General features: G+C 67.4%; 17 protein-coding genes. 2 read left to right on the top strand and 15 right to left on the bottom strand.

The annotated features are described in order from the left end of the window. The first annotated feature begins 364 nt into the window (after positions 1 to 364). The gene (yiaY, locus tag POF53_RS17700) at positions 365 to 1,513 is read left to right on the top strand and encodes an L-threonine dehydrogenase (RefSeq protein ID WP_498968751.1); all 1,149 of its coding nucleotides are present in this window, start codon (positions 365 to 367) and stop codon (positions 1,511 to 1,513) included. 373 nt (positions 1,514 to 1,886) lie between these two features. Here the strand turns inward: yiaY and POF53_RS17695 are convergent, their stop codons facing one another. The 4 genes from POF53_RS17695 to POF53_RS17680 all read right to left on the bottom strand — a co-directional run bounded on the left by POF53_RS17695 (position 1,887) and on the right by POF53_RS17680 (position 8,738). Further along, a complete protein-coding gene (locus tag POF53_RS17695; RefSeq protein WP_475858676.1) occupies positions 1,887 to 3,080 on the bottom strand; it encodes a DUF8534 domain-containing protein in 1,194 nt (397 codons plus the stop codon). 87 nt (positions 3,081 to 3,167) lie between these two features. Continuing rightward, a complete protein-coding gene (locus tag POF53_RS17690; protein ID WP_232856938.1) occupies positions 3,168 to 3,635 on the bottom strand; it encodes a VOC family protein in 468 nt (155 codons plus the stop codon). 263 nt (positions 3,636 to 3,898) lie between these two features. Further along, the gene (locus POF53_RS17685; protein WP_254464892.1) at positions 3,899 to 5,518 is read right to left on the bottom strand and encodes an NADP-dependent glyceraldehyde-3-phosphate dehydrogenase; all 1,620 of its coding nucleotides are present in this window, start codon (positions 5,516 to 5,518) and stop codon (positions 3,899 to 3,901) included. Positions 5,519 to 5,615: 97 nt separating this feature from the next. Next, positions 5,616 to 8,738 (bottom strand): dermonecrotic toxin domain-containing protein, encoded by a 3,123-nt coding sequence (locus POF53_RS17680; protein ID WP_498968748.1) that lies wholly within the window; start codon positions 8,736 to 8,738, stop codon positions 5,616 to 5,618. A 187-nt stretch (positions 8,739 to 8,925) separates the two neighbouring features. On the opposite strand from POF53_RS17680, the gene POF53_RS17675 reads away from it, so the two are divergent. Next, positions 8,926 to 11,118: a putative bifunctional diguanylate cyclase/phosphodiesterase gene (locus tag POF53_RS17675; RefSeq protein WP_498968746.1), complete on the top strand. Its 2,193-nt coding sequence runs from the start codon at positions 8,926 to 8,928 to the stop codon at positions 11,116 to 11,118. Here the strand turns inward: POF53_RS17675 and POF53_RS17670 are convergent. The 11 genes from POF53_RS17670 to POF53_RS17620 are packed head-to-tail and all read right to left on the bottom strand — an operon-like array spanning position 11,115 to position 24,253. Then, on the bottom strand, positions 11,115 to 11,891 hold the full coding sequence (locus tag POF53_RS17670) for a ChbG/HpnK family deacetylase (RefSeq protein ID WP_498968744.1): 777 nt from the start codon (positions 11,889 to 11,891) through the stop codon (positions 11,115 to 11,117). The two genes, POF53_RS17675 and POF53_RS17670, sit on opposite strands and share 4 nt — an antisense overlap. After that, positions 11,863 to 13,035, bottom strand: coding sequence for a GNAT family N-acetyltransferase (locus POF53_RS17665; RefSeq protein WP_498968742.1), 1,173 nt, complete (start codon positions 13,033 to 13,035; stop codon positions 11,863 to 11,865). Before POF53_RS17665 ends, POF53_RS17670 begins: the two co-directional genes overlap by 29 nt. A gap of 4 nt (positions 13,036 to 13,039) precedes the next feature. Further along, complete coding sequence (locus tag POF53_RS17660) at positions 13,040 to 13,729, bottom strand: GNAT family N-acetyltransferase (RefSeq protein WP_203646308.1); 690 nt, start codon at positions 13,727 to 13,729, stop codon at positions 13,040 to 13,042. A 34-nt stretch (positions 13,730 to 13,763) separates the two neighbouring features. Further along, a complete protein-coding gene (locus POF53_RS17655; protein ID WP_498968740.1) occupies positions 13,764 to 15,674 on the bottom strand; it encodes a hypothetical protein in 1,911 nt (636 codons plus the stop codon). Beyond that, the gene (locus tag POF53_RS17650; RefSeq protein ID WP_203646312.1) at positions 15,671 to 16,975 is read right to left on the bottom strand and encodes a lipopolysaccharide biosynthesis protein; all 1,305 of its coding nucleotides are present in this window, start codon (positions 16,973 to 16,975) and stop codon (positions 15,671 to 15,673) included. Before POF53_RS17650 ends, POF53_RS17655 begins: the two co-directional genes overlap by 4 nt. After that, complete coding sequence (locus POF53_RS17645) at positions 16,975 to 17,982, bottom strand: polysaccharide deacetylase family protein (protein WP_254464886.1); 1,008 nt, start codon at positions 17,980 to 17,982, stop codon at positions 16,975 to 16,977. Before POF53_RS17645 ends, POF53_RS17650 begins: the two co-directional genes overlap by 1 nt. Positions 17,983 to 17,991: 9 nt before the next feature. Continuing rightward, positions 17,992 to 19,128, bottom strand: a complete 1,137-nt coding sequence (locus POF53_RS17640; RefSeq protein ID WP_498968738.1) for a glycosyltransferase family 2 protein — start codon at positions 19,126 to 19,128, stop codon at positions 17,992 to 17,994. Then, complete coding sequence (locus POF53_RS17635; RefSeq protein ID WP_203646314.1) at positions 19,121 to 20,086, bottom strand: glycosyltransferase family 2 protein; 966 nt, start codon at positions 20,084 to 20,086, stop codon at positions 19,121 to 19,123. Before POF53_RS17635 ends, POF53_RS17640 begins: the two co-directional genes overlap by 8 nt. Next, complete coding sequence (locus POF53_RS17630) at positions 20,083 to 21,453, bottom strand: O-antigen ligase family protein (protein ID WP_232856946.1); 1,371 nt, start codon at positions 21,451 to 21,453, stop codon at positions 20,083 to 20,085. Before POF53_RS17630 ends, POF53_RS17635 begins: the two co-directional genes overlap by 4 nt. Further along, entirely contained in the window at positions 21,450 to 22,682 is a 1,233-nt protein-coding gene (locus POF53_RS17625) for a glycosyltransferase family 4 protein (protein ID WP_232856947.1), read from the bottom strand. Before POF53_RS17625 ends, POF53_RS17630 begins: the two co-directional genes overlap by 4 nt. Next, complete coding sequence (locus tag POF53_RS17620; RefSeq protein WP_203646318.1) at positions 22,679 to 24,253, bottom strand: GumC family protein; 1,575 nt, start codon at positions 24,251 to 24,253, stop codon at positions 22,679 to 22,681. The genes POF53_RS17625 and POF53_RS17620 overlap by 4 nt, the downstream gene beginning before the upstream one ends.

Below are 24,253 nucleotides of genomic sequence, written 5' to 3'. Positions count from 1 at the left end.
GCGGGTCATGGCACTCCAGTGTTTATATGTAACTAGTTGTTATCTGGAATTGTCAGGGCTGCCGTAGAGTCCGTAGGACCCTGTTAATGGCGAGCAAGAAAATGCCCCTGGCAAAGACGAAGGCCTAGGCTAGAACGCTATTTCAAATAATTAAATAAACTTTGCGTTCTTGTTTTTGTGGGTTTGTAGGATGTTTCTTAGTTGGTGTTTATTAATTGTTATTACTGGGTAAAAGAATCCGGCCGGACACAACTAGATTCGTTTTTTCGAACCCCGGCCCGCATCAGTCTTGCCCTGGATCAACGCCTCCACGCCCATTCCGGCGGATGCTGAAAACCTACCGTCAGCTTGAGAGGATCTGGCCATGAGCAGCACGTTCTTCATCCCCGCCGTGAACATCATGGGCATCGACTGCCTGGACGAGGCGATGACCGCGATCGCCGGCTATGGCCTGCGCAAGGCACTGATCGTCACCGATGCCGGGCTGGCCAAAGCCGGCGTCGCCGAGCGCATCGCCGGGATGCTGGCCATGCGCGACATCGATTCGCGGGTGTTCGACGGCGCCAAGCCCAACCCGAGCATCGCCAACGTCGAGGCGGGCCTGGCGATGCTGCGTCGCGAGGGCTGCGACTGCGTGGTCTCGCTGGGGGGCGGCTCGCCCCATGACTGCGCCAAGGGCATCGCCCTGTGCGCCACCAACGGTGGGCATATCAGCGATTACGAAGGTGTGGATCGCTCGGCCAGGCCGCAGCTGCCGCTGATCGCGATCAACACCACGGCGGGCACGGCCAGCGAGATGACCCGCTTCTGCATCATCACCGACGAGGCGCGCCATGTGAAAATGGCCATCGTCGACCGCAACGTCACGCCGATCCTGTCGGTCAACGACCCCGCGCTGATGGTCGGGATGCCCAAGGGCCTCACTGCCGCCACCGGCATGGACGCGCTGACCCACGCCATCGAGGCCTATGTCTCCACCGCCGCCACGCCGATCACCGACGCCTGCGCGCTCAAGGCCGTCAGCCTGATCAGCGACAACCTGCGCCAGGCCGTCGCCGACGGCGGCGACCTGGTGGCGCGGGAGAACATGGCCTATGCCCAGTTCCTGGCGGGCATGGCGTTCAACAATGCCTCGCTGGGTTACGTGCACGCCATGGCGCACCAGCTGGGCGGCTTCTACGACCTGCCCCATGGTGTGTGCAACGCGGTGCTGCTGCCTCATGTGCAGCGCTTTAACGCCAAGGTCAGCGCCGCACGCCTGCGCGACGTGGCCAAGGCCATGGGGGTGAAGGTGTGCGGGCTGGACGCGGAGCAGGGCGCCGGGGCGGCGATCTCGGCCATCGAGCACCTGGCGGCGGCCATCGGCATTCCGGCCGGGCTGGCGGAGCTGGGGGTCAAGGTCGAGGATGTGCCGGTGCTGGCGGCCAATGCCTTGAAGGATGCCTGCGGGTTGACCAATCCGCGGGTGGCCAGCCAGGTGGAGATCGAGGCGATCTTCAAGGCGGCGTTCTAGCCCGGCGTCATCGCGGGGCAAGCCCATTGACCCTGTGGGAGCGGGTTTATCGGACCGCCGCATATGGCACCGGCTGCGCCGGTGTTCGCGGGTGAACCCGCTCCCACAGGGATAACAGTTCCCTGCACGACAGCGCAGCCCCAAAGGGCTGGGCGATCTCTCATGGAACAAACCGTAACTCATTGATTTAGCATGGACCTGTGGGAGCGGGTTCACCCGCGAACACCGGCGAAGCCGGTGCCAGGCACCGCGGCATCTGCTTCGCGGGCAAGCCCGCTCCCACAGGGATCACAGTTCACTGCACGACAGCGCAGCCCCAAAGGGCTGGGCGATCTTCTACCAGAACCACGAAATTTGGCCCTGGGGGGCTTGCTCAGCGTTCGCGCATGAAGAACCCGGCCACGTACTTGCGGAAGGTCTCCAGGCTCTTGAAGTCGGCGTAGCGCTTGAAGTTCTCGGCATCCGGTTCCGGCCCGATCGGCTGCTCCAGCAACGACACCGACAGCACCCGGTCCTGGTCCGAGGTCAGCACCAGCTCGTCCATCACCTGGCCGCCGATCACCGGGCGGCGCATCAATACCTTGACGCCCTTGCTCGCCATCCAGTCGATCAGCGACACCAGCGCCTTGAGCGGTTCGCGCTCTTCGTCGCGGTACACCGGGAACAGGTGCCCACGTGACAGCACCGGTACGCTGGCGACATGGATCAGTTCGTAGAAATGGCTGCCGGCGGTGGCCGGCGAGTACAGCGCCAGGGCCAGCAAGGGGCCTGAGGCGCGGTTGCCGCCCCAGTAGTGGTGGTGGCCCTGGAAGTCGAAGCCGTCCTCGCTGCGGTTGTTGAACAGCTTGCGGCCCTTGACCTGGTCGACGCAGTCGAGCAGCAGGCCATGGCGGCGATGGTTGCCGAACACCGTGGCCTCGCGCAGGCGCGCCTTGAGCATCATCATGTGCTTCATGTCCAGGCGTGTTTCCAGGTAGTTGCTGGCCGGCACCCGTTCCAGCAGCGGGTAGCGGCCGGCGACGCCGCGCAGCTCGGCGAACTGGGCGGTGAGGTCCTTCTTCAGGTGGGTGGCGTAGACATTCAGACCGCTGGCCTCGATCCAGGTCAGCAGCAGCGACAACAGGCGCTGCTGCTCGCGGCGCTCGCCGGGGTCGCGTGGTCCGGCGGCCGTTTCGCCGTCAATGGCACGGCGGTAGTCGCCGAGCAGCCGCAACGGCGCATCCGGCGCCAGCCAGGCCGCGGGAGGCGTGTTGTCCTCGGCGCTTGCGCCGGTCTCGCGTTCATCCTTGCTGAACGGGCAGCCCGGGGTGTGTTCCGGGGTGTCGGGGTTGTTGCGCAGGAACAGGGTGCCGGTGTTGCCGTTCAGCGACACATTGAGCACCGGCAGGGCATCCTGGCGGCAATCGCAGGCCAACCACTGGTTGGCGCTGCGCACTTTCATCAGCCACTGATTGGCCTGCAGCAGGCGGGGGCCGGCCAGGGTGCCGGTGGCGAAGCTGGCCAACAGTTCCTCTTCGGCCAGGGTCAGGCTGCGCACCTGCGCGCCGGATTTTTCGATGATACGCATTGAGAGGCAGCTCCAAGCTACAAGCCTCAAGCTTCCAGCAAAGCGCGGCGGCTTTCAACTTGAAGCTTGCGGCCTGGAGCCCGCCGCTCACTGGCTGCTGAACAGCTTGGCGGCGCGGGCGCGGATTTCCTCGGGGGTGAGGTCTTCCTTGTGGGTGGAGACGAACCACAGATTGTTGAACGGATCCATCAGGGTGCCGCTGCGGTCGCCGTAGAACTGGTCCTGTACCTCTTTGATCGGCTTAGCACCAGCGGCGATGGCATTGGCGTAGACCTTATCGCAGTCCTCGACATACAAGTGCAGGCCGACCCCCGGGACCTCGATGTCCTCGCTGGGCTTGAGGCCGCCCTCCATGTCACAGGGTGAGCCGAGCATCAGCGACGAGTCGCCGATTTTCAGTTCGGCATGGCCGACGCGGCCTTGGGGGTCTTCAAGGCGGAACATCTCGACCGCGCCGAAGGCCTTCTTGTAGAACTCGATGGCTTTGGCGGCGTCCTTGATGCCGAGGTAAGGGGTGATGCTGCGCTGGCCTTCGGGGATAGGTTTGACTGCCATTTTCGTAAACTCCTTTCACGTGGGTTGTTGTTTGCAACAGCCTGGTGATTAGAGTCGTCTACGCAGGTGGAAAATCGACAGTGGCTTTATATCGATTGTCGATTAAAAAACCTGTTTTGGGACTGATGCGGTCAGGTGTAGGAGCGGCCTTGTGCCGCGAAAGGGGCGCGTAGCGGCCCCGGCGATTGATGCGTCAACGCTGAAATACAGGGGCCGCTGCGCAGCCCTTTCGCGGCCGCTCCTACAGGGGGTGGGCATGCGGATCAGAAGATGTAATCGGTCGTCAGGAAACTCGACTGCCGGTTACGGATGATCTCGCTGATCAGCTCCTTGTTCGCCTCCTGGAACTTGGTCGCCACCAAAGTACGGATGGAGAACACCCGCAATGCATCATGCACCGACAAGGTCCCCTCGGCGCTGTTCTTGCGGCCGTTGAACGGGTAGGTGTCCGGCCCGCGCTGGCACTGGGCGTTGAGGTTGATCCGGCCGACCTGGTTGGCGAAGGTGTCGACCAGCGCGCCGACGGTCTCGGGGTCGTTGCCGAACAGGCTCAGCTGCTGGCCGTAGTCGGAGTCGAGCACGTAGTCGATCACCGTCTGCAGGTCGCGGTAGGGCACCACCGGCACCAGTGGGCCGAACTGTTCCTCGTGGTAGACACGCATGTCCTGGCTGACCGGATAGAGCAGGGCGGGGTAGAAGAACGAACCGCGGCTGTGCCCACCGCCTTCGTTGAGTACCCGCGCGCCCTTGGCGGTGGCGTCGGCCACCAGGCCGTCGAGGTAGTCGACCTTGCCCGGCTCCGGCAGCGGCGTCAGCGCCACGCCCGGCTCCCAGGGCATGCCCGGCTTGAGCGCGGCGAGCTTGCGCTGGAACTTGTCGAGGAACGCATCGACCACGTCTTCGTGCACGAACAGGATCTTCAACGCCGTGCAACGCTGGCCGTTGAACGACAGGGCGCCGGTAACGGCCTCTTCGACGGCGTTGTCCAGGTCGACCTGGGGCAGGACGATGCCGGGGTTCTTGGCATCCAGGCCCAGGGCCGCGCGCAGGCGGTGCGGACGCGGGTGGAGTTTCTTCAGGTCGCTGGCGGCCTTGTGGGTGCCGATGAAGGCGAACACATCGACCTTGCCGCTGGCCATCAGCGCGCTGACGGTCTCGCGGCCACGCCCGTAGATGACGTTGATCACCCCCGGCGGGAAGCTGTCGCGGAAGGCCTCGAGCAGCGGGCGGATCAGCAGCACGCCGAACTTGGCCGGCTTGAATACCACGGTGTTGCCCATGATCAGCGCCGGGATGAGCGTGGTGAAGGTTTCGTTGAGCGGGTAGTTGTACGGGCCCATGCACAGCGCCACGCCCAACGGCGCCCGGCGGATCTGGCCGAGGGTGCCCTGTTCGAGCTCGAAGCGGCTGGAGCGGCGGTCGAGGTCCTTGAGCGCGTCGATGGTGTCGACGATGTAGTCGCAGGTGCGGTCGAACTCTTTTTCCGAGTCCTTGAGGTTCTTGCCGATCTCCCACATCAGCAGCTTGACCACCGCCGTGCGCTGCTCGCGCATGCGCGCCAGGAAAGCCTCGACATGCTGGATGCGCTCGGCCACGCGCATGTTCGGCCAGGCACCGCGGCCCTTGTCGTAGGCGGCCACGGCCGCGTCGAGGGCGCTGAGCGCGGTGTCGGCGTCCAGCAGCGGCGCGCTGCCGAGGATCACCTGGCGTTCGCTGTCGCCTTCCTTGAGCCACACCGGGCTGCGCACGGTGGCCAGCGGCCCGTCCCAGCGGCGCAGCTCGCCGCCGACCAGGTAGTCGCGTTGCTCCAGCGGCGCACCCAGGCGCCAGGCTTCGGGGATATCCTCGGGGGCGGGAAACAGCGAATCGAGCAGACGGTCCATGGGTACTGCACCTCTCAAATCCGGATGATGAAACGCTTCAGCTTGCGAGCATGCGCCGACCGGCTGAAAATTGCCACCCCGGCGCAGCCGCTCGCGGTCATTCCTCGAAGGGCGGCGGGAACACCTCGGCGTCCATCAGCCGCATCGCGCCGATCGACAGGCCATAGTCCATGGCCCGTGGGTCGGCGAACGTGCGCAGGCGCTGCCACAGCTGCGCGTGAGTGTAGTCCGGCAGGTCCTGCAGCCCGCGCAGGTCGCGGCGATATTGCAGCGGCAGGGTGTTCCAGATGCTCCAGTCGTCGACATTGGTGTCCTCCAGCATGTCTTCGTACTCCGCGTCGGCCACCAGCAGGTCGACGCCATCGCGTTCGTAGTAGGCCTGGATCTGCTGGCTGACGCGCTCGCTGAGTTCGGCGCTCTCCAGCCACAGGGCCTGGCCCGCCACCCGCGACAAACGCAGGTCGTCCGGCAAATGAGTGAACCGGTTATCGCGCAGATCGAAAACGATGGGTCGCCAGTCGGCATCGTTGCGGATGCCGGCTGGCCAGTCCGTCAGTTCGCAGGTGTTGAGGTTGAGCATGTCCAGCGCGGCCAGGCGGCTCAGGTCAGGGCTGCGGGCCAGCGGGTTGTGCGACAGGTCGAGCAAGCGAAGATTGTCGAGGCGATCCAGGGCAACCTGGTTGGCGTCGTTCCAGAGGATGCTGTTGCCTTGCATATCCAGCCATTCCAGTGAGTGCGGCACGGCGACCGCTGGTATTTGCTCGAAGTCGCAGTTCATCAGGTGCAGGCGTTGCAAGTGGGGAAAACGTTCGAGGAACTCCGCGGGCAGTTCGCTCAGGGCGGGGTTGGCGGTCAGGTCGATGCGCTGGATATGGGTGAAGCGATCAGGTAGCGCCAGCGAGGCCAGGTCCTGGTGGGTCAGGGCCAGGTCGGCGAGGCTGATCAGGTGGATGACCCGGCCTTCTTCCTCTGAGTACTCCGAGATCCGTTGCCAGTTGCTCACCAGTCGGCGTGCGGCGGCCTGGCGCAATGGGTTTTCGCCTGCCCAGGCACGCACCTGGTCGCGGAACGCAAGCAGTTGCCGCTCCAGTTCGGCGAGCTGCTGCGCCGGATCCAGGCCGGCTTCGAACCATTGGGTCAGTTGTTCGTTGACCTGGAAATCGACGGACTCGGGGTAGAGCGCCCGGTAGCGGCGCAAGAGCGCGCCGACGTCGATGCGTTGCGCGGCAAGGGCAGGCGCGTCCAGGCCGCCGCGCAGTAGGCCTTGACTGCTCCAGCCCGGCGCCGGGTTCTCCAGCAGGCGACTGGCCATGTCACGGCTCGACAGTGCCAGATCGTGGATCCGCTGGCGCAGCTCACCGACGCTGGTGGTCTTCAGTCCAAGGGCCGCACGGTCATCGGCAGGCAGTGCCTGCATGACAGCGCGGGAGAGGTCGTGGTCCTGGTGAAGCGGGGCCGGTCGCTCTCCGAGGTAGGCTTCATAGCCGTCGGCTGACTTGAGCACGGTGCAGGCGCGGCTGCTGTCCCTGGCGCCGGAGGCCAGCAGCAGCGGACCCTGGGGCGACGCCGCCCGCAGCTCGAGACGCAGATGCTCCGGCCAGCCGGGCAGTCGCGGCATCGCATTGATGATCAGTCGCTCGCTCAGCAGGCTGGCTTGCTCGGGAAGATACAGCCCCTTCAGGGCGTTCTTCAGGACGCTCTCGTCACGCTGATCGACGCGCCGCAGGCGCTGGCTACCGTCTTCGAGGGTGACGGATTCGAGGCTCTCCATCAACGGGCTGCTGGCCAGGCGTGACACGACCTTGCCTGCCAGGTGCAATCCGCCGATCAACGCCAGGTTGAGGCCCACCGACTTGAGGTGGGCCATGGCTTGCTCGCGGTCACCGACCTGCCAGGATTCATAGCCTTCGTAGGCTTCATCCAGCAGTTGGTAGGCAATCACCGCGGTCATGACCGTGCCCAAGGCGGGGACGAACAGGCCGGCGATCATCAGCATGTCGAGGCCGGCACTTTCCCAGAGGGCTTTGCGCGCCTTGAGCGCCTGTTCGTCGGCTTGCGCAGTGGGCACGGCCAGTTGTCGGGCTTCGTGCTTCAGGCGTGCCAGGTGGTCGTCGTGGAAAAATATGTACAGGTCTGCGGCGATGGGCAGGGTGCGCAAGCGCAGGTCGCCACCGGCATTCTGGCGCAGGCGGCTGGCGAGCTGGCCCTGCTGCTCGCTTGGTACATAAGCCATGAAACCTTGGCGAAACGGCTCTTGCTGCAAGTCGCTGCGCAACTGGCGATGCAGCGCTTCGAGGTTGTCGAAGGCGCGCAGGCTGTCTGCCTGTCCCGGCAGGTACAACACGATACCTGAAGTGCCGGTATCGATCAGGGTCGCCTCGTGCAGGGTGATGCCGAACAGGCTCAGTTGGCTGCTGGGCAATGCTTTGCCATTCTCCAGCAAGGTCTGCAGCGCATCCCATCCCGCACCACTGAGCTGGTTGCGCACGCGGGCCAGGTCAGCCGCCAGACGCAGGCTGTCCTGGTGAACGCGCAGCGCCGCCGGGCGCACGCCAGGTGCGGCGAAGGTGGTATCGAGGTGATCCTGGTAAGCCTGGCCGAGGTCCAGTTCGCGACAGGTCCTGGCGAAAACCTCGGGTGACAGCGCCAGGGGCTTGATCCGGATCTGCTCCGAGGACAGGTCGATGTCGACTTCGGTTTCGCTGTCGCCCAGGGTCGTCTTGCCGGTGACCATGGTCTGGTTGACCTGCCAGTCGCTGTCCAGGGCGAGGGCGCTGTCGCGGTTGAAGGTCACGGCGTCGCTGAAGTTGCGCAGGGCCGCTTCGAGCAGGCTGCGGTGTTCGTGGTGGGTGAGGTAGACCTGAAAACTGTAGAGATGCTTCACCCAGACCAGCGATGTGCTGCGCAACGGTGCACTGAATTTGTGCTGCGTGCGCAGGCGCTCGGCAAGCAGGGGCTCGGCGAATTCGTTGATGTTCTTCAGGCCACGCAGGTGCTTTGCCCATGCGCGCTGCGCATGCATCAGGCGCGCCTGGCTGGCCTCGACCGCCTCGCGCAGGTGGGGCGCGGCATTGGCGAACCAGGCCGCCTCGGCCCCGGGCAGGCCCTGTACCGGCAGGATGGCGTCGCTGAGTCGTTGCCAGTGTTCGGCACCGGCCTCCCGTGCCCAGGCGGGCAGTCGGCGTTGCAGAAGGGTGTGGTGTGGATTGGGGGCTGTCATCTGTGGCTCCTTGCAAAGCGCACATCAGAGCAGCCGTGTCGGGGCTGGCGGTGGTACATGCTTGTACCGGTAAAACTGGCCTCAATATTGGCCGCGCAGCGCCGATAACTGCGTAATTGCCTGCCATCGCCTGCCTATGATCACTCCCCAACCCCCACAAGACCCCACGCCAGCCCCAGCCGGGACCTTGCGCCAATCGCTCAATCGCCTGCTGCCGGTCGGTCTCGCCCTGGTAGGTATCGGCCTGTCGATCGCCCTGGGGCACCTGGATGCGCAGCGCGAGCGTACTGAGCAACTGGGCAATCTCGCGGCCCGCCTGGCGGGGATGCGCGGCGCGCTGGAAGCCCAGTTGGGCGCGGCGTTCGGCGAGGCCGAGGGCATCGCCCAGCTGATCAGCGCCGATGGCGAAATCAGTTCGGCGCATTTTCACGGCATGGCCCGCGATGCCTTGCAGTCGGTCCCCTACATGCGCCATATCGCACTGGCGCCGGGGGATGTGATCGGCGATGTCTACCCGATGGCGGGCAACGAGCGGCTGATCGGGCTGGACTATCGCCAGCTGCCGGATCAGTTCCCGCTGGTGCGATCGGCCCGCGACCAGGCCCAGCCGGTGCTGGCCGGTCCCCTGCAGCTGTACCAGGGTGGCCGGGCGCTGATCTACCGGCGTCCGGTGTTCGTCACTGGCAAGCGCGGTGTGCGCTTCTATTGGGGCAATGTGTCGATCGTCGCCGATATCGACCGCTTGCTGCTGACGGCGGGATTGCGCCCGGATACCGAGTTCGAGGTTGCCGTGCGCGGCGGCGACGGCAAGGGCGCCGAGGGTGCGTTGATCTGGGGCGATCCGAAGCTGTTCGACACGTCGCAGGTGAAGATGACCGTGGAAGTGCCGGGCGGTGTCTGGCAACTGGTGGCGGCGCCACGGGGTGGCTGGTCGGGGCTGGACCTGTTCGGCTCGCCGCTGTTCCTGTTCGCCTTGAGCTGCACGGGGCTGTTCAGCCTGTTCGTCGCCCAGCTCAACCGCAAGCAGCGCCTGCTCGAGCAGCGCAACCGCGAGCTGCAGCGCTACCAGGCCCAGCTCGAACGCCTGGCCCATTACGACACCATCACCGGGCTGCCCAACCGGATCCTGTTCCAGCAGCAGCTGGGCGCGGCGATCCTGCAGGGGCATGGCCTGGCGGTGCTGATGCTTGATATCGACGGTTTCAAGCAAGTCAACGACAGCCTCGGGCATCCGATGGGCGATCTGTTGCTGCAACAGGCGACCGCGCGCTTCTTGCAGGAACTGGACAGCCAGGACCGTCTGTGCCGCCTGGGCGGTGACGAATTCGTGTTCATGTTGCAAGGCGCCCAGGGCCAGGTGAACCACCAGGTCCGTGCCTTGTTGCGCTGTCTGCAGCGGCCATTCGACCTCAATGGCAACGCCGCCCTGGTCACCGGCAGTATCGGCCTGGCCTGGTGCCCGCAGCACGGCGAGGACGCCGACAGCCTGCTGCGCCATGCCGACACCGCCATGTACGCGGCCAAGGAAGCCGGGCGCGATGCCTGGCGGCCTTACCACCCGGACATGACCGAGCGCCTGCAGCAGCGCCTGGAGCTGGAACGCAACCTGCGTCGGGCGCTGGAGCACAACGAATTCGAGCTGTGGTACCAGCCCAAGGTCGATTTGTTCAGCGGCCAGCTGGAGGGCGTCGAGGCCCTGCTGCGCTGGCGCGACCCCGAGCATGGCCTGGTCTCGCCGGGGGAGTTCATTCCCCTGGCCGAGCGCACCGGGCTGATCATCCCGCTGGGCGAGCGGGTGCTGGAGCTGGCCTGCGCGCAACTGGCCGAGTGGCGCGCCGGCGATGGCCTGCCCGGGCCGCTGGCGATCAACGTTGCGGCCCTGCAGATCGAGCGCAGCGACTATGTTACCAGCCTGGCCTCGGCGCTGGAGCGCCATGGCCTGCCGGCCAACCTGCTGGAAGTGGAGATCACCGAGAGCCTGCTGATGGAAAGCCAGCAGCAGGCCTGCGCGGTGCTGGCGCAGCTGCAGGCCATGGGCGTGGCCACGGCGGTGGACGACTTCGGCACCGGCTATTCGTCGCTGGCCTACCTGCGCGCGTTGCCGATCGATCACCTGAAGATCGACCGCGCCTTCATCAAGGACCTGCCCGGCGACGATGACGCGGTGGCCATCGCCAGGGCGATCATCGACCTTGGCCACGCCTTGGGTTTTCGCATCACCGCCGAGGGCATCGAAACCCAGGAGCAATACGACTTTCTGCGCCATGCCGGCTGCGACCAAGGCCAGGGCTTCCTGCTCGGGCGACCGATGCCGGCCGAGGCGCTGCGTCGCTGGCTGGCCGAGAACCACGAACGGCGGCATCGGCCGCCGGGGCGTTAGCTCGCTTGCTCGATGCTCAGGCTCGCATACCCCACCCGCGGCACCTGCCCCAGGCGCTGCTCGACCAGCGCCAGCAGCGATTCGCCGCTGGCCAGGTAGGCGTCGCCGAAATCATGCCCACCCAGCGCGCTGGGATGGGCCACCAGCTCCAGCACGCCATGCTCGGGGGCCAGGCCGGCCTTGAGGTCGGCCGGGGTGCAGACGAAGTCGGCGGTGCTCCCGGCGAGCTGGCGCAGGCGCCAGTTGAGCAGGGTCTTGAACGCACGCTTGGCCGGCCCGATGTTGTGCCCCAGGTTGCGCGCCAGGCGCACCGGCACGCCCTGGTCGCGGGCGAAGCGGGCGACGACGGTGCCCACCGGCCAGATGTTGTGCACGTGCTGGTGCGAATCCAGGTGGCTGGGCATCAGGCCGTGGTCCAGGCAGTGTTTCCATTGGGCCTCAAGCTCCGCTTCCACGGCGGCCCGCTCGCGGCGTGACAGGCGCAGGGTACGTTGCTTCAGGCGCAGGTCGAACTCGCCGTGGGGCGTGCAGAAGCGCGGCTCGTCCAGGATCGCCTGGCTCAGCGGGCGGCCGTAGGTGAGGTTGAAGTGCAGCCCGATGCGTCCCTTGAGCGCCGGTTGCTGGGCCAGCGCGCAGGCGGTGGCGAAGGCCGGCATGTTGGCCATGGCCGTGGCCGAGCTGATCAGCCCGGCCTGGAAGGCGTGCAGGATGACCGCGTTGGTGTGGGCGCTGAGGCCGAAATCGTCAGCGTTGACTATGACCTGGGATGGCATCCGGGCGCTCCTGTGGCGGGGTGGGGGCGACAACATCGGCTTCTTTGCGCGGCGAGCGCCTGCGCAGGCGTGGTTTGAGCCAGTGCCAGCAGCGCTGCGCCAGGCCCAGCAGCACGCCGTCGGGGCGCCAGCTGTAGCTGCTCAGGCGCCACTGTTCGAGCTGGCCGGTCATGCGTTCGTGCAACTGGTGGCTGGAGTTGTCCAGGCTGACCCGCGAGGCGTCGATCCATTTCCAGTCCGCGTCCAGGCCCCAGTGGATCCACTCCTCCAGCAGCACGCGGCCGCTGCCCAGGTCGCGGTGTTCCGGGACGAAGGCGAGGTTGTAGTCGTAGACCCGGCCGCGCTCCACCAGGCCCAGGCGGTAGCTGATGCAGCGCCCGTCCAGCTCCAGCAGCACCAGGCACACCAGGCCTTCGCCGGCCAGCGCGGTGAAGGCCTGGTCCATCCACTGGCGACGCTGGGGGCCGGAGAAGATGCCGACCTCGTCGTCGCCTTTCCAGCTCACGGCCTCGACGGCACTGATGGCGTCGAGCAGTTCAGCCATGTTCTCGGCGCTCGCCATGACCCGGCGCACGCTGGCGCCGCAGGCATTGATTCGTTTGCGGGCGCGGCGCAGCTTGTAGCGCGGATCGCCGCTGACCTCCTGGCGATCCTGTTCGTTGATGCGGTGCACCGGCACGCGGCAGGTCAGGCGCTGCTGCCAGGTGGAACTGGCGCCGGCCCACTGGCGCAGCCAGCCTTCGTGCTCGGCGTTGTCCGGCACCTCGTTCAGTTGCAGCAGGGCATGGGGCAGGTGTTTGCGGATGGCCTGCAGGACCTGGTCGGCGTACAGCGCCGGCAGGTCGATGAGCAGGGCGATGCGGTCGCTCAGCGGATAGCCCAGGTGGCGCACCACCGGCGCAAACAGCGGGCCGAAGGGCTCCCGGGCGCGAACCAGGGGCAGGCACAGGCACAGGCGTTCGTCCTGGTAGCCGAGCAGCACGCCGAGCCGCTGGCCGGGCAGCAGGGCGGCCTCGGCGGCGCGCAGCCAGCCGAGGTGGTTGAACGGCGTGCTGCCGGGCAGGCGCCGGCGCAGCGTCTCGTAGTCGGCGGCGGGGAAGTCGTCGCTGCGCAGCGACGCGCACCAGCTGAGCTGCAGGGCCATGGGCTCAGCCCGCCGTGGCCGAGGAGGCCGGGGCCTCCGGTTTGCGCAATGGTTCCAGGCGCGAGGTGGTGTAGCGGCTCTCGCGGTAGAACCTCCAGCGGCCGAACAGGCAGTACACGTTCATGATCCGTCCTTGCTCCTGATAGCCCATGCGCAGGTGCAGCTTGAGCGCCGGGATGTTGTGCTGTTCGCACACGTCCACCACCTTGGTGCAGCCCTGGGCGGCCATGGCCTTCCACAGCGCCAGTTGCAGGTCCACCGACAATTCGGTGCCCCAGTACTTGCGGATCAACTCGCCACCGAACTCGAAGAACTCGCCCGGTCCGACCGGGAACCAGCAGCCGTAGTAGTGGCGGTCGTGATAGTGGCGGCTGCTGCCCCAGATGAAGGCCACGGCGTCGTTGTCGTCGTCGAGGAACATCAGCCCGGTGTGGCCTTCGGCGGCCAGCTCGCGCATGGTCTCGACGCGGTCGCCGAAGTGGCGGGCGAAGGCCTGCACGTTATGCACGGTGATGCCCTCGACGCGCAGGCTGCCGTAAGGCTTGAGCCGGTGCGGCGGCACCGGGCTGACCAGGTCGCGCTCCATCCACAGCAGCTCCCAATGATAGAAGACGTAGTGCCGCAAGGCGCTACCGAGGGTGTCACGCAGTCCCTTGCGCTTGATGCGATCCTGGATCTTGGCAAATGCAGTCATGGTGCCTCCTGGGCATGGCTGATCGAGGTGCGTCTCATGACGCGCTCCAGGTCAGGGCGAATACGGTCTGCCCTGGCAATTGAAAACGGACCTGGCCATCGGCGCAGCTGAAGCTGGCGCGGCGGCTCTGGTTGTCGGGGCCGAACAGTTCGAGCTGGCCGGCCGGGCAGTCGCCCAGGACCAGCGCCACCTGTTGCAGGCGCTCGGCCTTGTTCACCCCCAGCAGGCTACGTTGGTGCTGGCGGGCCATGGCCAGGGCGTCGACCTCGAAGGCGTCGTTGTCCAGGGTCAGTACCTGGTCCAGCCAGTGGCGCTGGATGAACTGCTGGGCCAGGCCCACCGGCTTGAGCTCGTAGCGCTGGTCGCCGGCATCGCGCAGCATGCCCTTGGGCCATTCTGGCTCGTCGGCGACATGGAACCAGTTGAGCATGTCGAGCAGGCCGTCGCCGGCGGCGTTGATCACCACCGAGGTCCACCACAGGCCGGCGTAATGGGTGTTCTGCTCGTAGGGGCTGAGGCTTGAGCCGCTGGACAGGTTGGTCTGGTCCAGCAGCAACGCCTTGCGCGGCCGGCCCTGGTTGTCCAGGCCCACCAGCTCGGCGGCCTGGCGCACGCTGTCGCGGTAGCTGCGGGTGGCGAGCAGGTCGCGGACCATCCATTCGTGCCAGGCCAGGGCGTCGATCTGCGCGCCCTGTTCGGCGAGCAGGCGCCGCGCCCAGTCGATGCCGCGGCGTTGCTTGCCGTCGTCGGTGAAGGGCCCGCCGAGCAGGCGCGAGGAGGCCGGCATGGCAATGCGCACACCGGCCTCGCGGGCGCCCGGATACTCGCGCACGCGCTTGGCCATGACCTGGAAGAAGTCACGATAGCTGGCGTAGTCGCGGTAGTTGAGATTGGGCTCGTCAGCGAAGGCCAGGTAGTGGATGCCTTTGCCGCCCAGGGCCTTGGTCGCCTCGAGCCAGGCGTCAAGGCCATCGCTGCTGGTGCGGTCGCTGCGCAGGTCGGCGACCCGGGCGCTGCCGGCCAGCAGGGTGATGTCCTGGAGGATGCCGAAGCGTTCCTGGTAGAGCTTGCGCCAGGCATTCTCGAAGTCGGGTTGGCGTTGCAGCACGTCGACGAAGCCGTAGAAACCGGCGGCTTGGGGGCGCAAGGCGTCAAGGGCGGCAAAGCTCGAGGCCGGCGGCAGCACATAGGGCAGGGCCACCCCTAGCCTCGGCGTGGGGCCGAGTAGCTTGGTGCCGAGGGTCAGGCGTACCTGGCCCTGCTGTTGGGGCAGGTCACCGAGGTCGTCGGCACGCTGGGCGAACAGGTTGGCGCTGCCGTCGAGCCAGAACGCCGCCTTGCCGCTGCCCTGCAGGCCCAGGCGCCAGGTCTCGTCGCGGCCGCTGACGGGCAGTGCTAGCTGGTCGAAGCGCCAGTAGGCGCGGTAGGGCTTGAGTGGCAACTGCACGCGCCGGCCATCGCTGAGACGTTCGGCGAACAGCCCGTGGACGCCGCCGTGGTGCTTGCCGGCCAACACCGCCCGTTCGCCGGCCTTGACCCGGAAGTACAGCTCGACACCCGGCCCGACCTCGGCGCTGAAGTGCACCTTGGCCGGGGCGAACAGCGCACGGGTGCTGGCATCGTGTTGGATACGGTAGTCGCGGAAGCTGTAGCCGGGCACTTCCAGGCGATAGGTACCGCCACCGGCTGCCAGGGGCCAGCGCTGCTCGCCGCGCACCTGCGCGGCCTCGATGCGCCGTTCGCCGGCCAGGCGGCCCTGGCCGTCCAGCAGGTACAGGCGCTCCGGGTTGGCGTCGGCCTGCCAGGCCGGGCGCCACTGGATGCGCAACTCGTCGGCGCGGGCCGGTAGCAGGTACAGGCTACCATCGCGGATCTCGCCCCATTGCACGGGCGCGGCGAGCGCCGGCTGTGCCAGCAGCGCGGTGCATAGCAGCAGGGCTTTCATGCCGCCCTCCGTTGCAGCATCTGGCGCAGCGGCGCCAGGTCGGCGGGCAGGATGATCAGGGTCTGGCCCAGCGGCACGCCGCTGAGGCGGCAATACAGCACCAGCATGGCCACGGTGACCGCCAGGTAGGCGATGGACGAGGCCGCCGCGGCGCCTACGATGCCCCAGGTCGGGATCAGCAAGACGTTGAGCACCAGGTTCAGGGCGGCGCCCGCGCCCATCAGCAGCGACACCGTGCCAGGGCGGTTCTTGCCCAGCAGGTCCAGGCGCAGGATGCTGGCGTAACACAGGCCGAGCAGGCCCGGCAGCAAGGCCAGCAGCGCCGGATAGGCCGGCGCGTAGTCGGCGCCGAACAGGGTGACGATAAGCCACTGGCCGATCAGCGCCATGCTCAGGCAGGCGCCGAGCATCACTGTGGCGGTCAGGCGCAGGGCCAGGGGTGTCAGCCGCTCCATGCCGGCGTCCTGCTGCAGCAGGCGTTTCATCAGCGGCGTGGTCACCGCCTCGGGGACGATCAGCAGCAGTTCGGCGGCGGCGCTGGCCATGGCGTAATGGCCCAGGGCGGTGCTGCCGAGCATGGCGCCGATGAACAGGTAGTCCGAGCGCAGGATCACCTGCTGGAAGAGCAGATCAGGGTGGCTCTTGGCGCTGTAGCTCAGCAGCTCGCGCTGGCCGCCGCGATCCCAGCGCAGGGTGAGCGGGTGCTGGCGGCGCAGCCACCACAAACCCAGCACCAGCACCAGGGCAATGCCGCACAGCCAGCTGATCAGCGCGGCCTCCAGGGCCTCGTCGCGCCACATCCAGAACAGCCCGAGGAACAGCAGCAGCGGCGCCAGCGATTCGGTCAGGCGCAGGGCGTTGAAGGCGCCGACGCCGCCGCTGGCGTTGTGCAGGGTCAGCAGGCCGCTCTTGAGTACGGTCATCGGCACCGCCAGCAGCAACAGCCAGGCCAGCAGGCCCAGCTGCACGGTAATTTCCAGGTCGCTGCCGAACTCGCGCACCAGCAACACGCAGACCAGCGTCAGCAGCCCGGCCAGCAGGCAGCCATAGACCAGCACCTGGGTCAGCAGCAGGCCCATGTCGCGTTGCTTGGCCGCCTGGTAGCCGACCGCGCTGTTCAGGCCGCCGCTGGTGGCGGCGCTGATCAGGTCGGGCAAGGTGCTGAGCAGGGCGAACAGGCCGCGCTCGCTGGGCCCGAGGATGCGCGCCAGCAGCACGTTGCGCAGCAGGCGCAGGGCGATCATCGCAAGCTTGGTGCCCATGCTCAGCGCCAGGTGGCGCAGGTAGCTGTTGCGGTTCATCAGCGTTCTCCGCGGCTGATGCGCCAGGCCAGCAACGAGGGCCGGCTGGCATTGCGCTGGCTGACGCCGATGCGCGGCAGCGCCAGCGGGTCGTCCTGGCCCTGGCAGATCCCCGGGCGGGTGCTCAGGGCGTAGGGGTAGCGGTGCGCGGCGACCCGCGCGCGCACACGTTCGTCGTGGTCGCCGTTGGGGTAGCAGTACACCGGCAGCGGTTCGCGGCAGCCTTCGTTGAGCGCGGCGTGGCTGCGTTGCAGCTCTTCGTTGAGGCGGTGGTCGTCCAGGTACGGCAGCAGGGCATGGCTGGCGCCGTGGGGGCCGAAGCGCACCAGGCCGGAATCCTCCAGGGCTCGCACCTGCTGCCAGTCCATGGCCTGGGGCAGCGACTCCGGCGGGCAGGCGTCGGTCAGCACATGCAGGGCCTGGGGGCTGAGGCTCTTGAGGGTCTGCAGGTAGCGCGCCAGTACCAGGCTGCGGGCCTTGCTGTGGTCGTGCATGAAGTAGGCCGCAGGCAGTGGCCGGCCGAGCTTGCGCAGGCGCTCGATCAGTTGCCGTCGAGCCTCCTCGCCATGGGTGCCCCACAGGGTTTCGCCGACGCTTTCCCACCAGAAGCGCTGGCGGCTGCCGATGTAGTCGGTGGACAGGAAGATGCTCGCCGGCACCTGGTGGCGTTGCAGCAGCGGGAAGGCGTTGACGGCATTGTCGCGCCAGCCGTCGTCGAAGGTCAGGGCCACTTTGGGGCGGGTATCGCCTCGGGGCTCCTCGTGGCTCTTGAGCAGGTCCATGAGGCTGACGCAGTCGAAATGCCGGGGCAGCCAGCGCAGCAGCCCTTCGAAGGCCCGGGGGCCGACGCACAGCTCGTTGCGATGGGGCAGGGCGGCGCTGGCGTCATCGGCCAGCACCCGGTGCAGCATGAGGATCACCCCGGCGCCGCGCAGTTCGGCGCGGCCACGCGGCGACTTGAAATAGAACCAGCCACTGGCCTGCTTGATATGGGTCTTGATCGGCATGTCCGTCGCTCATCGATTCTGGTCGGGGTTCCATTGGCTGTAGCTGTGCCCGCGCAGGAACTGCCACAGGCCCACGCTCATGCCGGCGAGGGTGACCAGCACGAAGGCGGCCAGGCGGAACGGGCGCGGCAGGCGGCGGCGGGCGTCGAGCAGGCCGGCGATGGCGGCGGCGTAGCCGAGCAGCTGCACGGCCAGGGTCAGTCGGTAGAAACCGGGCTCGATGGCCAGCCACAGGTTGGCCAGCAGCAATGGCAGCAGCAGCACCGGGGCCAGGCGGCGGATCAGTTTGTGGCTGATCAGGGCGATGGCGTACAGGCCGTGACGCGCCGGGTTGAGCAGCTCGCGGCGAGCGGCCAGGCTCAAAAGGCCGCCGACGGTGACCCGCTGGCGGCGGCGGAACTGCTTGTCGGCCTCGTCCACGCCCTGGTCCAGCACCACCGCCTCGGGCACGTAGACAATGCGCAGCCCTGCGGCCGGGGCGCAGGTGCTGATGAAGAAGTCGTCGTTGACCTGCTTGGGAATCGGTTGGTACAGCGCCCGGCGCAGGGCCAGCAGGGCGCCGTCGGCCGAGACCATGCAACCGGTGCGGTTCTCCACCTTGCGCACCCAGGCTTCGTAGTGCCGGTACAGGCTGTCGCCGATGCTCAGGCCCTTGCCCGGGTCGGGGATGATCATGTGCCCGGCGGTGCCGCCAACCTGGGCGTCGGCGAACGGCGCCAGCAGCAGCCCGAGGGTATCGGCCGACCACTGGTTGTCGGCGTCGGTGAATACCAGCAGGTCGCCCGTGCACACCTGCACGGCACTGTTCAGCGCCCCGGCCTTGCCCAGGCGCGGCAGGTCCAGCACTTGCACCCGCGGGTCACCCAGGGCGCGGGCCAGCGCCACGGTGCGGTCGCTGGAGCCGTCGCTGGCCACCACCACCTGCAGCTCGGCGGCCGGGTAGTCCTGGCCGAGCACGCTGGCGAGCTTGGCTTCGATATGCCGCTCTTCGTTGTGCGCGGCGATCACCACGCTCACCCGTTGCGCCGGCAGCGGCGAATGCGTGCGACGGGCAAAGAACGGCGCGGCCAGGGTCAGCAGCAGGGGATAGCCGACCCAGGCGTACAACGGCAGCAACAGGCATAGCCAGAAGATGAACTCAGCCACGGGCGGGCCTCCTTGCGGTGCGGTTGAACAGGCTGAGGATGAACGCCGCGCCGGCCAGGTGCAGGCGCAGCCAGTGCAGGCCCCAGAGTTGCAGGGTGAGCAGCGGGTCACGGTGCCGGCGGCTCTGGCGCAGGCTCAGGAACAGCGCGGGCAGGGCGCTGACCAGCAGGAAGAACAGCGCCACATGGGGGAATCCGTCGAGCAGGGCCGACAGGGCCATGGCGTCCAGCACCCACGCCCCCACCGAGAGTAGCGGGAAGCGCAGCAGGCGCAGGCTCACGCCATGGCTGCGCAGCAGTTGCAGGTGGCTGCCCTGGCGCCACATCTCCTTGCCCAGCCATTCGCGCCAGTTGGCCTCATAGCCCCAGTGCAGCACCGCGGGCTGGCGCAGCACGCGCAGGCGGGCGCCGGACTCGTGCAGGCGCAGGGTGAAGTCCTTGTCCTCGCCGGTGCGCAGGCGCTCGTCGAAACCACCGACCTGCTCGAACCAGCTGCGGCGCATCAGCAGGTTGGGGGTGGGCAGCCAGGTGCAGTCCTGCACCGTCTGCCCGGTGCGCAGGGTGCGCCGCTGCCAGGCCTGGGCGAACCACGGGGCGTGGCGCGGGGTGTCGCAGTCGAGGGCGAAGACATCGCCTTCGCCGCGACGCTGCAGGTCCAGCAGCAGGTCCAGCCAGTGCTCGGGCACCTCGATGTCGGCGTCAAGGAAGGCCAGCCATTCGCCGTGGCTGGCGGCTACGCCGGCGTTGCGCAGGGCACCGATGGCCACCCCGGGCAGCGTCAGCACCTGGGCGCCGTGCTCGCGGGCGATCCGCGGGCCGTCGTCGCTGGAGCCGTTATCCACCACGATCAGCTCGCAGGCCAGGCCCGCCGCGCTGGCCGAGCGCCGGGCGGCGTCCAGGGTGCGGCCGATATGGCGGGCCTCGTTGAACATCGGGATGACGATGCTCACCCGGCTCATCGGGCCACCTCCACCGGCTGTTGTTCACGGGCCTGGCCCAGCAGCACGCTGGACAGCGCCAGCATCAGCCACAGGTACTTGTGGCTGGGGGCGCTGAGGAACATCAGGAACAGACCGATGGCCAGCATGCTCATGGTCAGGTGGGTCATCAGGTCGGCGCGGTCCGCATCGCCGGCCGCGCGGAAGGCGGCGCGGGCCCGCCAGAAGTTGCGCAGGGCGAGAAAGATCATGCCGACGAACAGCAGCCCCGCCGGCAGGCCGACCTCGCTGAACAGCTCCAGGTAGGTGTTGTGGGCACGTCGGTAGAGGTCGGTGGTCTTGCTGTTGACCGGGGCGAAGGCCTTGGAGAAGCCGGTGTCGGCGTAGTGCAGCGGGAAGGTGCCGGGCCCGGTGCCGAGCAATGGGCTGTGGCTGATCATCTCCTTGCCCACCACCAGGTAGGAGGCGCGTCGGCCCAGCGATTCATCCTGGTGCGCGTTGACCCCGGATTTGAGCAGCATCAGCGACTGGATGCGCTCGGCGTAGCCCGCCGGCATCAGGGCCACGCCCAGGGGCAGGACAATGGCCAGGCCGAGCATGGCGAAGCCCAGGTGGCGCGGGCGGATGCGCGTCAGCTGTTCGCGGTAGTTGTACAGCACGATGCCCAGGCTGATCAGCAGTACCACCAGCCCCGAGCGCGATTCGGTCTTGGTCATGCCCACCAGCAGCAACAGGCAGCAGCCGGCCCAGAACAGCTTGACCGGGATCTGCCGGGCCTTGATCGCCAGCCACAGCCCCAGCGGCATGGCGATGGTGATCAGCAGGGCGAAGGCGTTGGGGTCGAGCATGGCCGAGGCGCGGCCCTGTTCCTGGTACTTGGTGGAGAAGATCGCGAACAGGCAGGTGACGCACACGCTGACGGTGATCAGCCGGGCCAGCATCGGCAGGTTGAGGTCGCGGCCGACCAGCAGGGTGATGACGAACACCACCAGGCCCACCAGCAACTCGCGCAGGTGACCGCCCGACAGCGCCAGGTCGTCGCTGGCCCACAGGCTCAGCAGGTACAGGGCCATGAACGGCAGCAGCAGGCGCCATTGGTTGCTGCGCAGGCGCTCGCCGGGCAACTGGCGCACTGCCAGCTGCAGGCTGAGGATCAGCACCAGGCCGATGCCCACCAGCTTGGCGCCGGACACCAGGCCGTCCTTGAGCAATCCCTCCAACGGCACCAGGGTGGCGATCGCCAGCAGGCCCCAGGCTGGCTTGCGGTACAGCACTAGTACGCCGGCCAGGCCGATCACGCCGCCGGGGGCCAGGAATGGGTAGGGGCTGGCCAGCAGCCCCAGGCTCAGCAAGGCCACCAGGGCCACCAGCGACAGGGGAATGATCATGCGACAACCTCCTCGGCCGTGCCCCGGTACACCAGGGCCCAGCGGTGTGCCAGGGTCGGCAGGTGGTAGCGTTCGCGTTGCGTGCGGCGGGCGCCGGCGACCAGCTCGGCGGCCTGCGCGGGATCCACGAGCAGGGCCTCGAGGTGTTCGCCCAGTTCAGCGCTGGCCAGCGGGGCGGCCAACAGACCGTTGCGCCCGTGTTCGATGACGTCGGGAATACCGCCGACACCGAAGGCCACCACTGGCACGCCGTCCTGCATGGCCTCGAGCAGGATCATCGGCGTGCCTTCGGTGCGCGAGCTGATGACCAGAGCGTCCAGGCGCTTCATCCAGCCGCGCATGTCGCGCTGAAAGCCCGGCAGGGTGATGCGCGCGGTGAGACCGGCGGCGTCGATGCGGGCCTGCAGGGTGTCGCGCTCGGGGCCTTCGCCGAGCATCACGGCGTGGACCTGTGGGTGGCGCTGGCACACCGGGATCAGGGTGTCGAGGAACAGGTCGGGGCCTTTTTCGCTGGACAGGCGGCCGACGTAGGCGGCGAGCCAGGGGGCCTTGTCATGATCGCAATCCCTGTAGGAGCGGCCTTGTGCCGCGATCGGCCGCGAAGCGGCCGCCGCTGCGGGGTAATCCGATGTGCCTGACTTATCGGCGTGGGTGGCCTTGGGGCCGCGTTGCGGCCCATCGCGGCGCAAGGCCGCTCCTACATGATCTTCATCAGCCGTGCAGGCCTCGGGCAGGCCGTTGGGAATCACCCGCAACTTGGCCTCGGGAACGCCGGCATCGCGGTGGATGCGGGCGATGCTCTCGGCCACGCACACCACCGTGTCCACCGTCGGCGTGCGGCACAGTTGCAGGCTCAGCCAGGTGTAGAAGCGCTGCTTGCGGCTGCGCGGGGTGAAGCCATGCTGGGTGCTGACCATCGGCAGGCGCCACAGGGTGGCGCCGATCCAGCCGAACAGCTGGCCCTTGAAGTTGTGGCTGTTGACCAATGGACGTTGGCCGCGCTGCGCGCCGAGTACCTTGAGCACCGCCCCCAGCCCCCGGCAGGTGTCGCATTCGACCCCCGCCTCGCGAAAGCGCGCCACCAGCTCCGCCGGGGCATCGAGAAACAGCACCCGATGCTGGCCGGGGGTCGCCTGGCAGTGGTCCAGGAGCATGCGCTCGGCGCCGTAGAACCCGCCACTGCCGAGCAGGTGCAGGATCGGCCGGCCGGCGTGCAGCGCGGCGTTCAATTGCGCACCCAGTGCCACAGGCGTGGCAGCGACCAGCTCTTGTGCGGGTTGGGCAGCGCCGGGGCCTGGTCGTTGATCACCAGCAGCACCGGCAGGCCCAGCTCGTGGCTGATCTGCGCCGGATGCTTGAAGCGATGGTCGAAGAACTCCCTGACGTAGACCACGGCGATCGCCAGCAGCAGGCCGGTGACCAGGCCGAACGGAATGATCAGGCCAGGTTTCGGGAAGCTCGCCGCAGTGGGCTCGTAGGGGGCGCTGAGGATCCGCGCGTTGGACTGGCTGCCGTCGAGCAGGCCCTGGCCACGGCTTTCCTCGTAACGCTGGGCGTAGGTGGAGAAGGCCTTGTGCAGGGCGTCGATCTCGGTGTCGAGCTGGCGGGTCTTGCTCTGGGTCTCGCGCAACTGGAGGATGCGCTTGCTGTAGTCGGCGATGCGCTGGGTCTTCTGCTCGATTACCTGCTGGGTCACGGCCAGGTCCTGCTGGCGCTCGCGGATGCGGTTCTCGACGATCTTGAGGAACTGCGCGCGCAACTGGGCGATTTGCTGGCGGGCCATGACCATCTGGTCGGAGCCTGGCTGGAACACCGTGGCGTCGCCATTGTAGCGGGCCAGCTGGGTGGTCAGCTGTTCGCCGAGCTGCTTGATCTCGCGGTCCTCGAAGGCGACGTTGTCGACCGTGGTGGTGAAGGTGTAGGGGAACGCGTAGTCGGCCATCCTCGCCTTGCTGGCCGCGGCCAGGCTGCTCTGCAGGTAGTCGAGCCACTTCTGGTTCTGCAACTGGCGGTCACGTTGCAGGTTGAGCGCCTGCTCCTCGGTGTTGATGGCGTTCAGCCGGAAGGTGATCTCTTCCTTGGGGTCCGACGAGCCGATGGCGGTCAGCAGGCCCAGGCGCTGGCTTTCCAGGTCGCCCAGGCGGGCCTGGTAGTGCAGCTTCTTCTGCTCGTAGAACGCTTCGGGCAGCTCGTTGGACTGCAGGTCCTGGCGGTTGGCCAGGAAGTTCTCCAGCAGGCGACTGACGAACAGCGTGCCCAGCTTCGGATCGTCGGCGCTGTAGGTGATGGAGATCACGTTGGAGCCGGGCAGGGTCTCGACCTTGAGGTCCTTGACCGCCTGGTCGGTAAGGGTGTCGAGCTGGGTGTCGCGGTCATCGGCCACGCTGTTGCCGAACAGCCGGTGCAGCGGGTCGAATACCGCGTGGCGCACCGGGTCGAGCACGGTACGGCGCAGCAGGCCGGGCTCGTCCGGATAGTGGCCTTCCTTGCGCAGCTCGCCGATGGTCTGACGGATCAGGGTCGGCGAGCGCAGGATGTTGCTCTCGGTCTCCATGTCGGCCAGCGACGGCGGGATGAACTGGTCGGCCTGCTGGCTGAGCGCCGAGGTGGTGTCGCTCTGCGAGAGCTTCTTGGACTGCACGATGACTTCGGCGGTGATGTCGAAGCTCTGCTTGAGCACCAGCGGTAAAATTACCGCGATCACCGCGAACACCAGGAACACCCGTTTCACCAGCTGGCGGTTGGCGAAGAAGATGCGGAAGAACTCATGTACGTAGTTTTCTTTGGGTTGCGTGGTCAT

This window comes from Mitsuaria sp. RG, assembly GCF_028369275.1.
GTDB lineage: Bacteria > Pseudomonadota > Gammaproteobacteria > Pseudomonadales > Pseudomonadaceae > Aquipseudomonas > Aquipseudomonas peradeniyensis.
This window is presented reverse-complemented; position numbering and strand designations above follow the sequence as displayed.

Coding starts and splice junctions, on each gene's coding strand:
- yiaY (WP_498968751.1), top strand. CDS start 365: ATGAGCAGCACGTTCTTCATCCCCGCCGTGAACATCATGGGCATCGAC.
- POF53_RS17695 (WP_475858676.1), bottom strand. CDS start 3,080: ATGCGTATCATCGAAAAATCCGGCGCGCAGGTGCGCAGCCTGACCCTG.
- POF53_RS17690 (WP_232856938.1), bottom strand. CDS start 3,635: ATGGCAGTCAAACCTATCCCCGAAGGCCAGCGCAGCATCACCCCTTAC.
- POF53_RS17685 (WP_254464892.1), bottom strand. CDS start 5,518: ATGGACCGTCTGCTCGATTCGCTGTTTCCCGCCCCCGAGGATATCCCC.
- POF53_RS17680 (WP_498968748.1), bottom strand. CDS start 8,738: ATGACAGCCCCCAATCCACACCACACCCTTCTGCAACGCCGACTGCCC.
- POF53_RS17670 (WP_498968744.1), bottom strand. CDS start 11,891: ATGCCATCCCAGGTCATAGTCAACGCTGACGATTTCGGCCTCAGCGCC.
- POF53_RS17665 (WP_498968742.1), bottom strand. CDS start 13,035: ATGGCCCTGCAGCTCAGCTGGTGCGCGTCGCTGCGCAGCGACGACTTC.
- POF53_RS17660 (WP_203646308.1), bottom strand. CDS start 13,729: ATGACTGCATTTGCCAAGATCCAGGATCGCATCAAGCGCAAGGGACTG.
- POF53_RS17655 (WP_498968740.1), bottom strand. CDS start 15,674: ATGAAAGCCCTGCTGCTATGCACCGCGCTGCTGGCACAGCCGGCGCTC.
- POF53_RS17650 (WP_203646312.1), bottom strand. CDS start 16,975: ATGAACCGCAACAGCTACCTGCGCCACCTGGCGCTGAGCATGGGCACC.
- POF53_RS17645 (WP_254464886.1), bottom strand. CDS start 17,982: ATGCCGATCAAGACCCATATCAAGCAGGCCAGTGGCTGGTTCTATTTC.
- POF53_RS17635 (WP_203646314.1), bottom strand. CDS start 20,086: ATGAGCCGGGTGAGCATCGTCATCCCGATGTTCAACGAGGCCCGCCAT.
- POF53_RS17630 (WP_232856946.1), bottom strand. CDS start 21,453: ATGATCATTCCCCTGTCGCTGGTGGCCCTGGTGGCCTTGCTGAGCCTG.
- POF53_RS17620 (WP_203646318.1), bottom strand. CDS start 24,253: ATGACCACGCAACCCAAAGAAAACTACGTACATGAGTTCTTCCGCATC.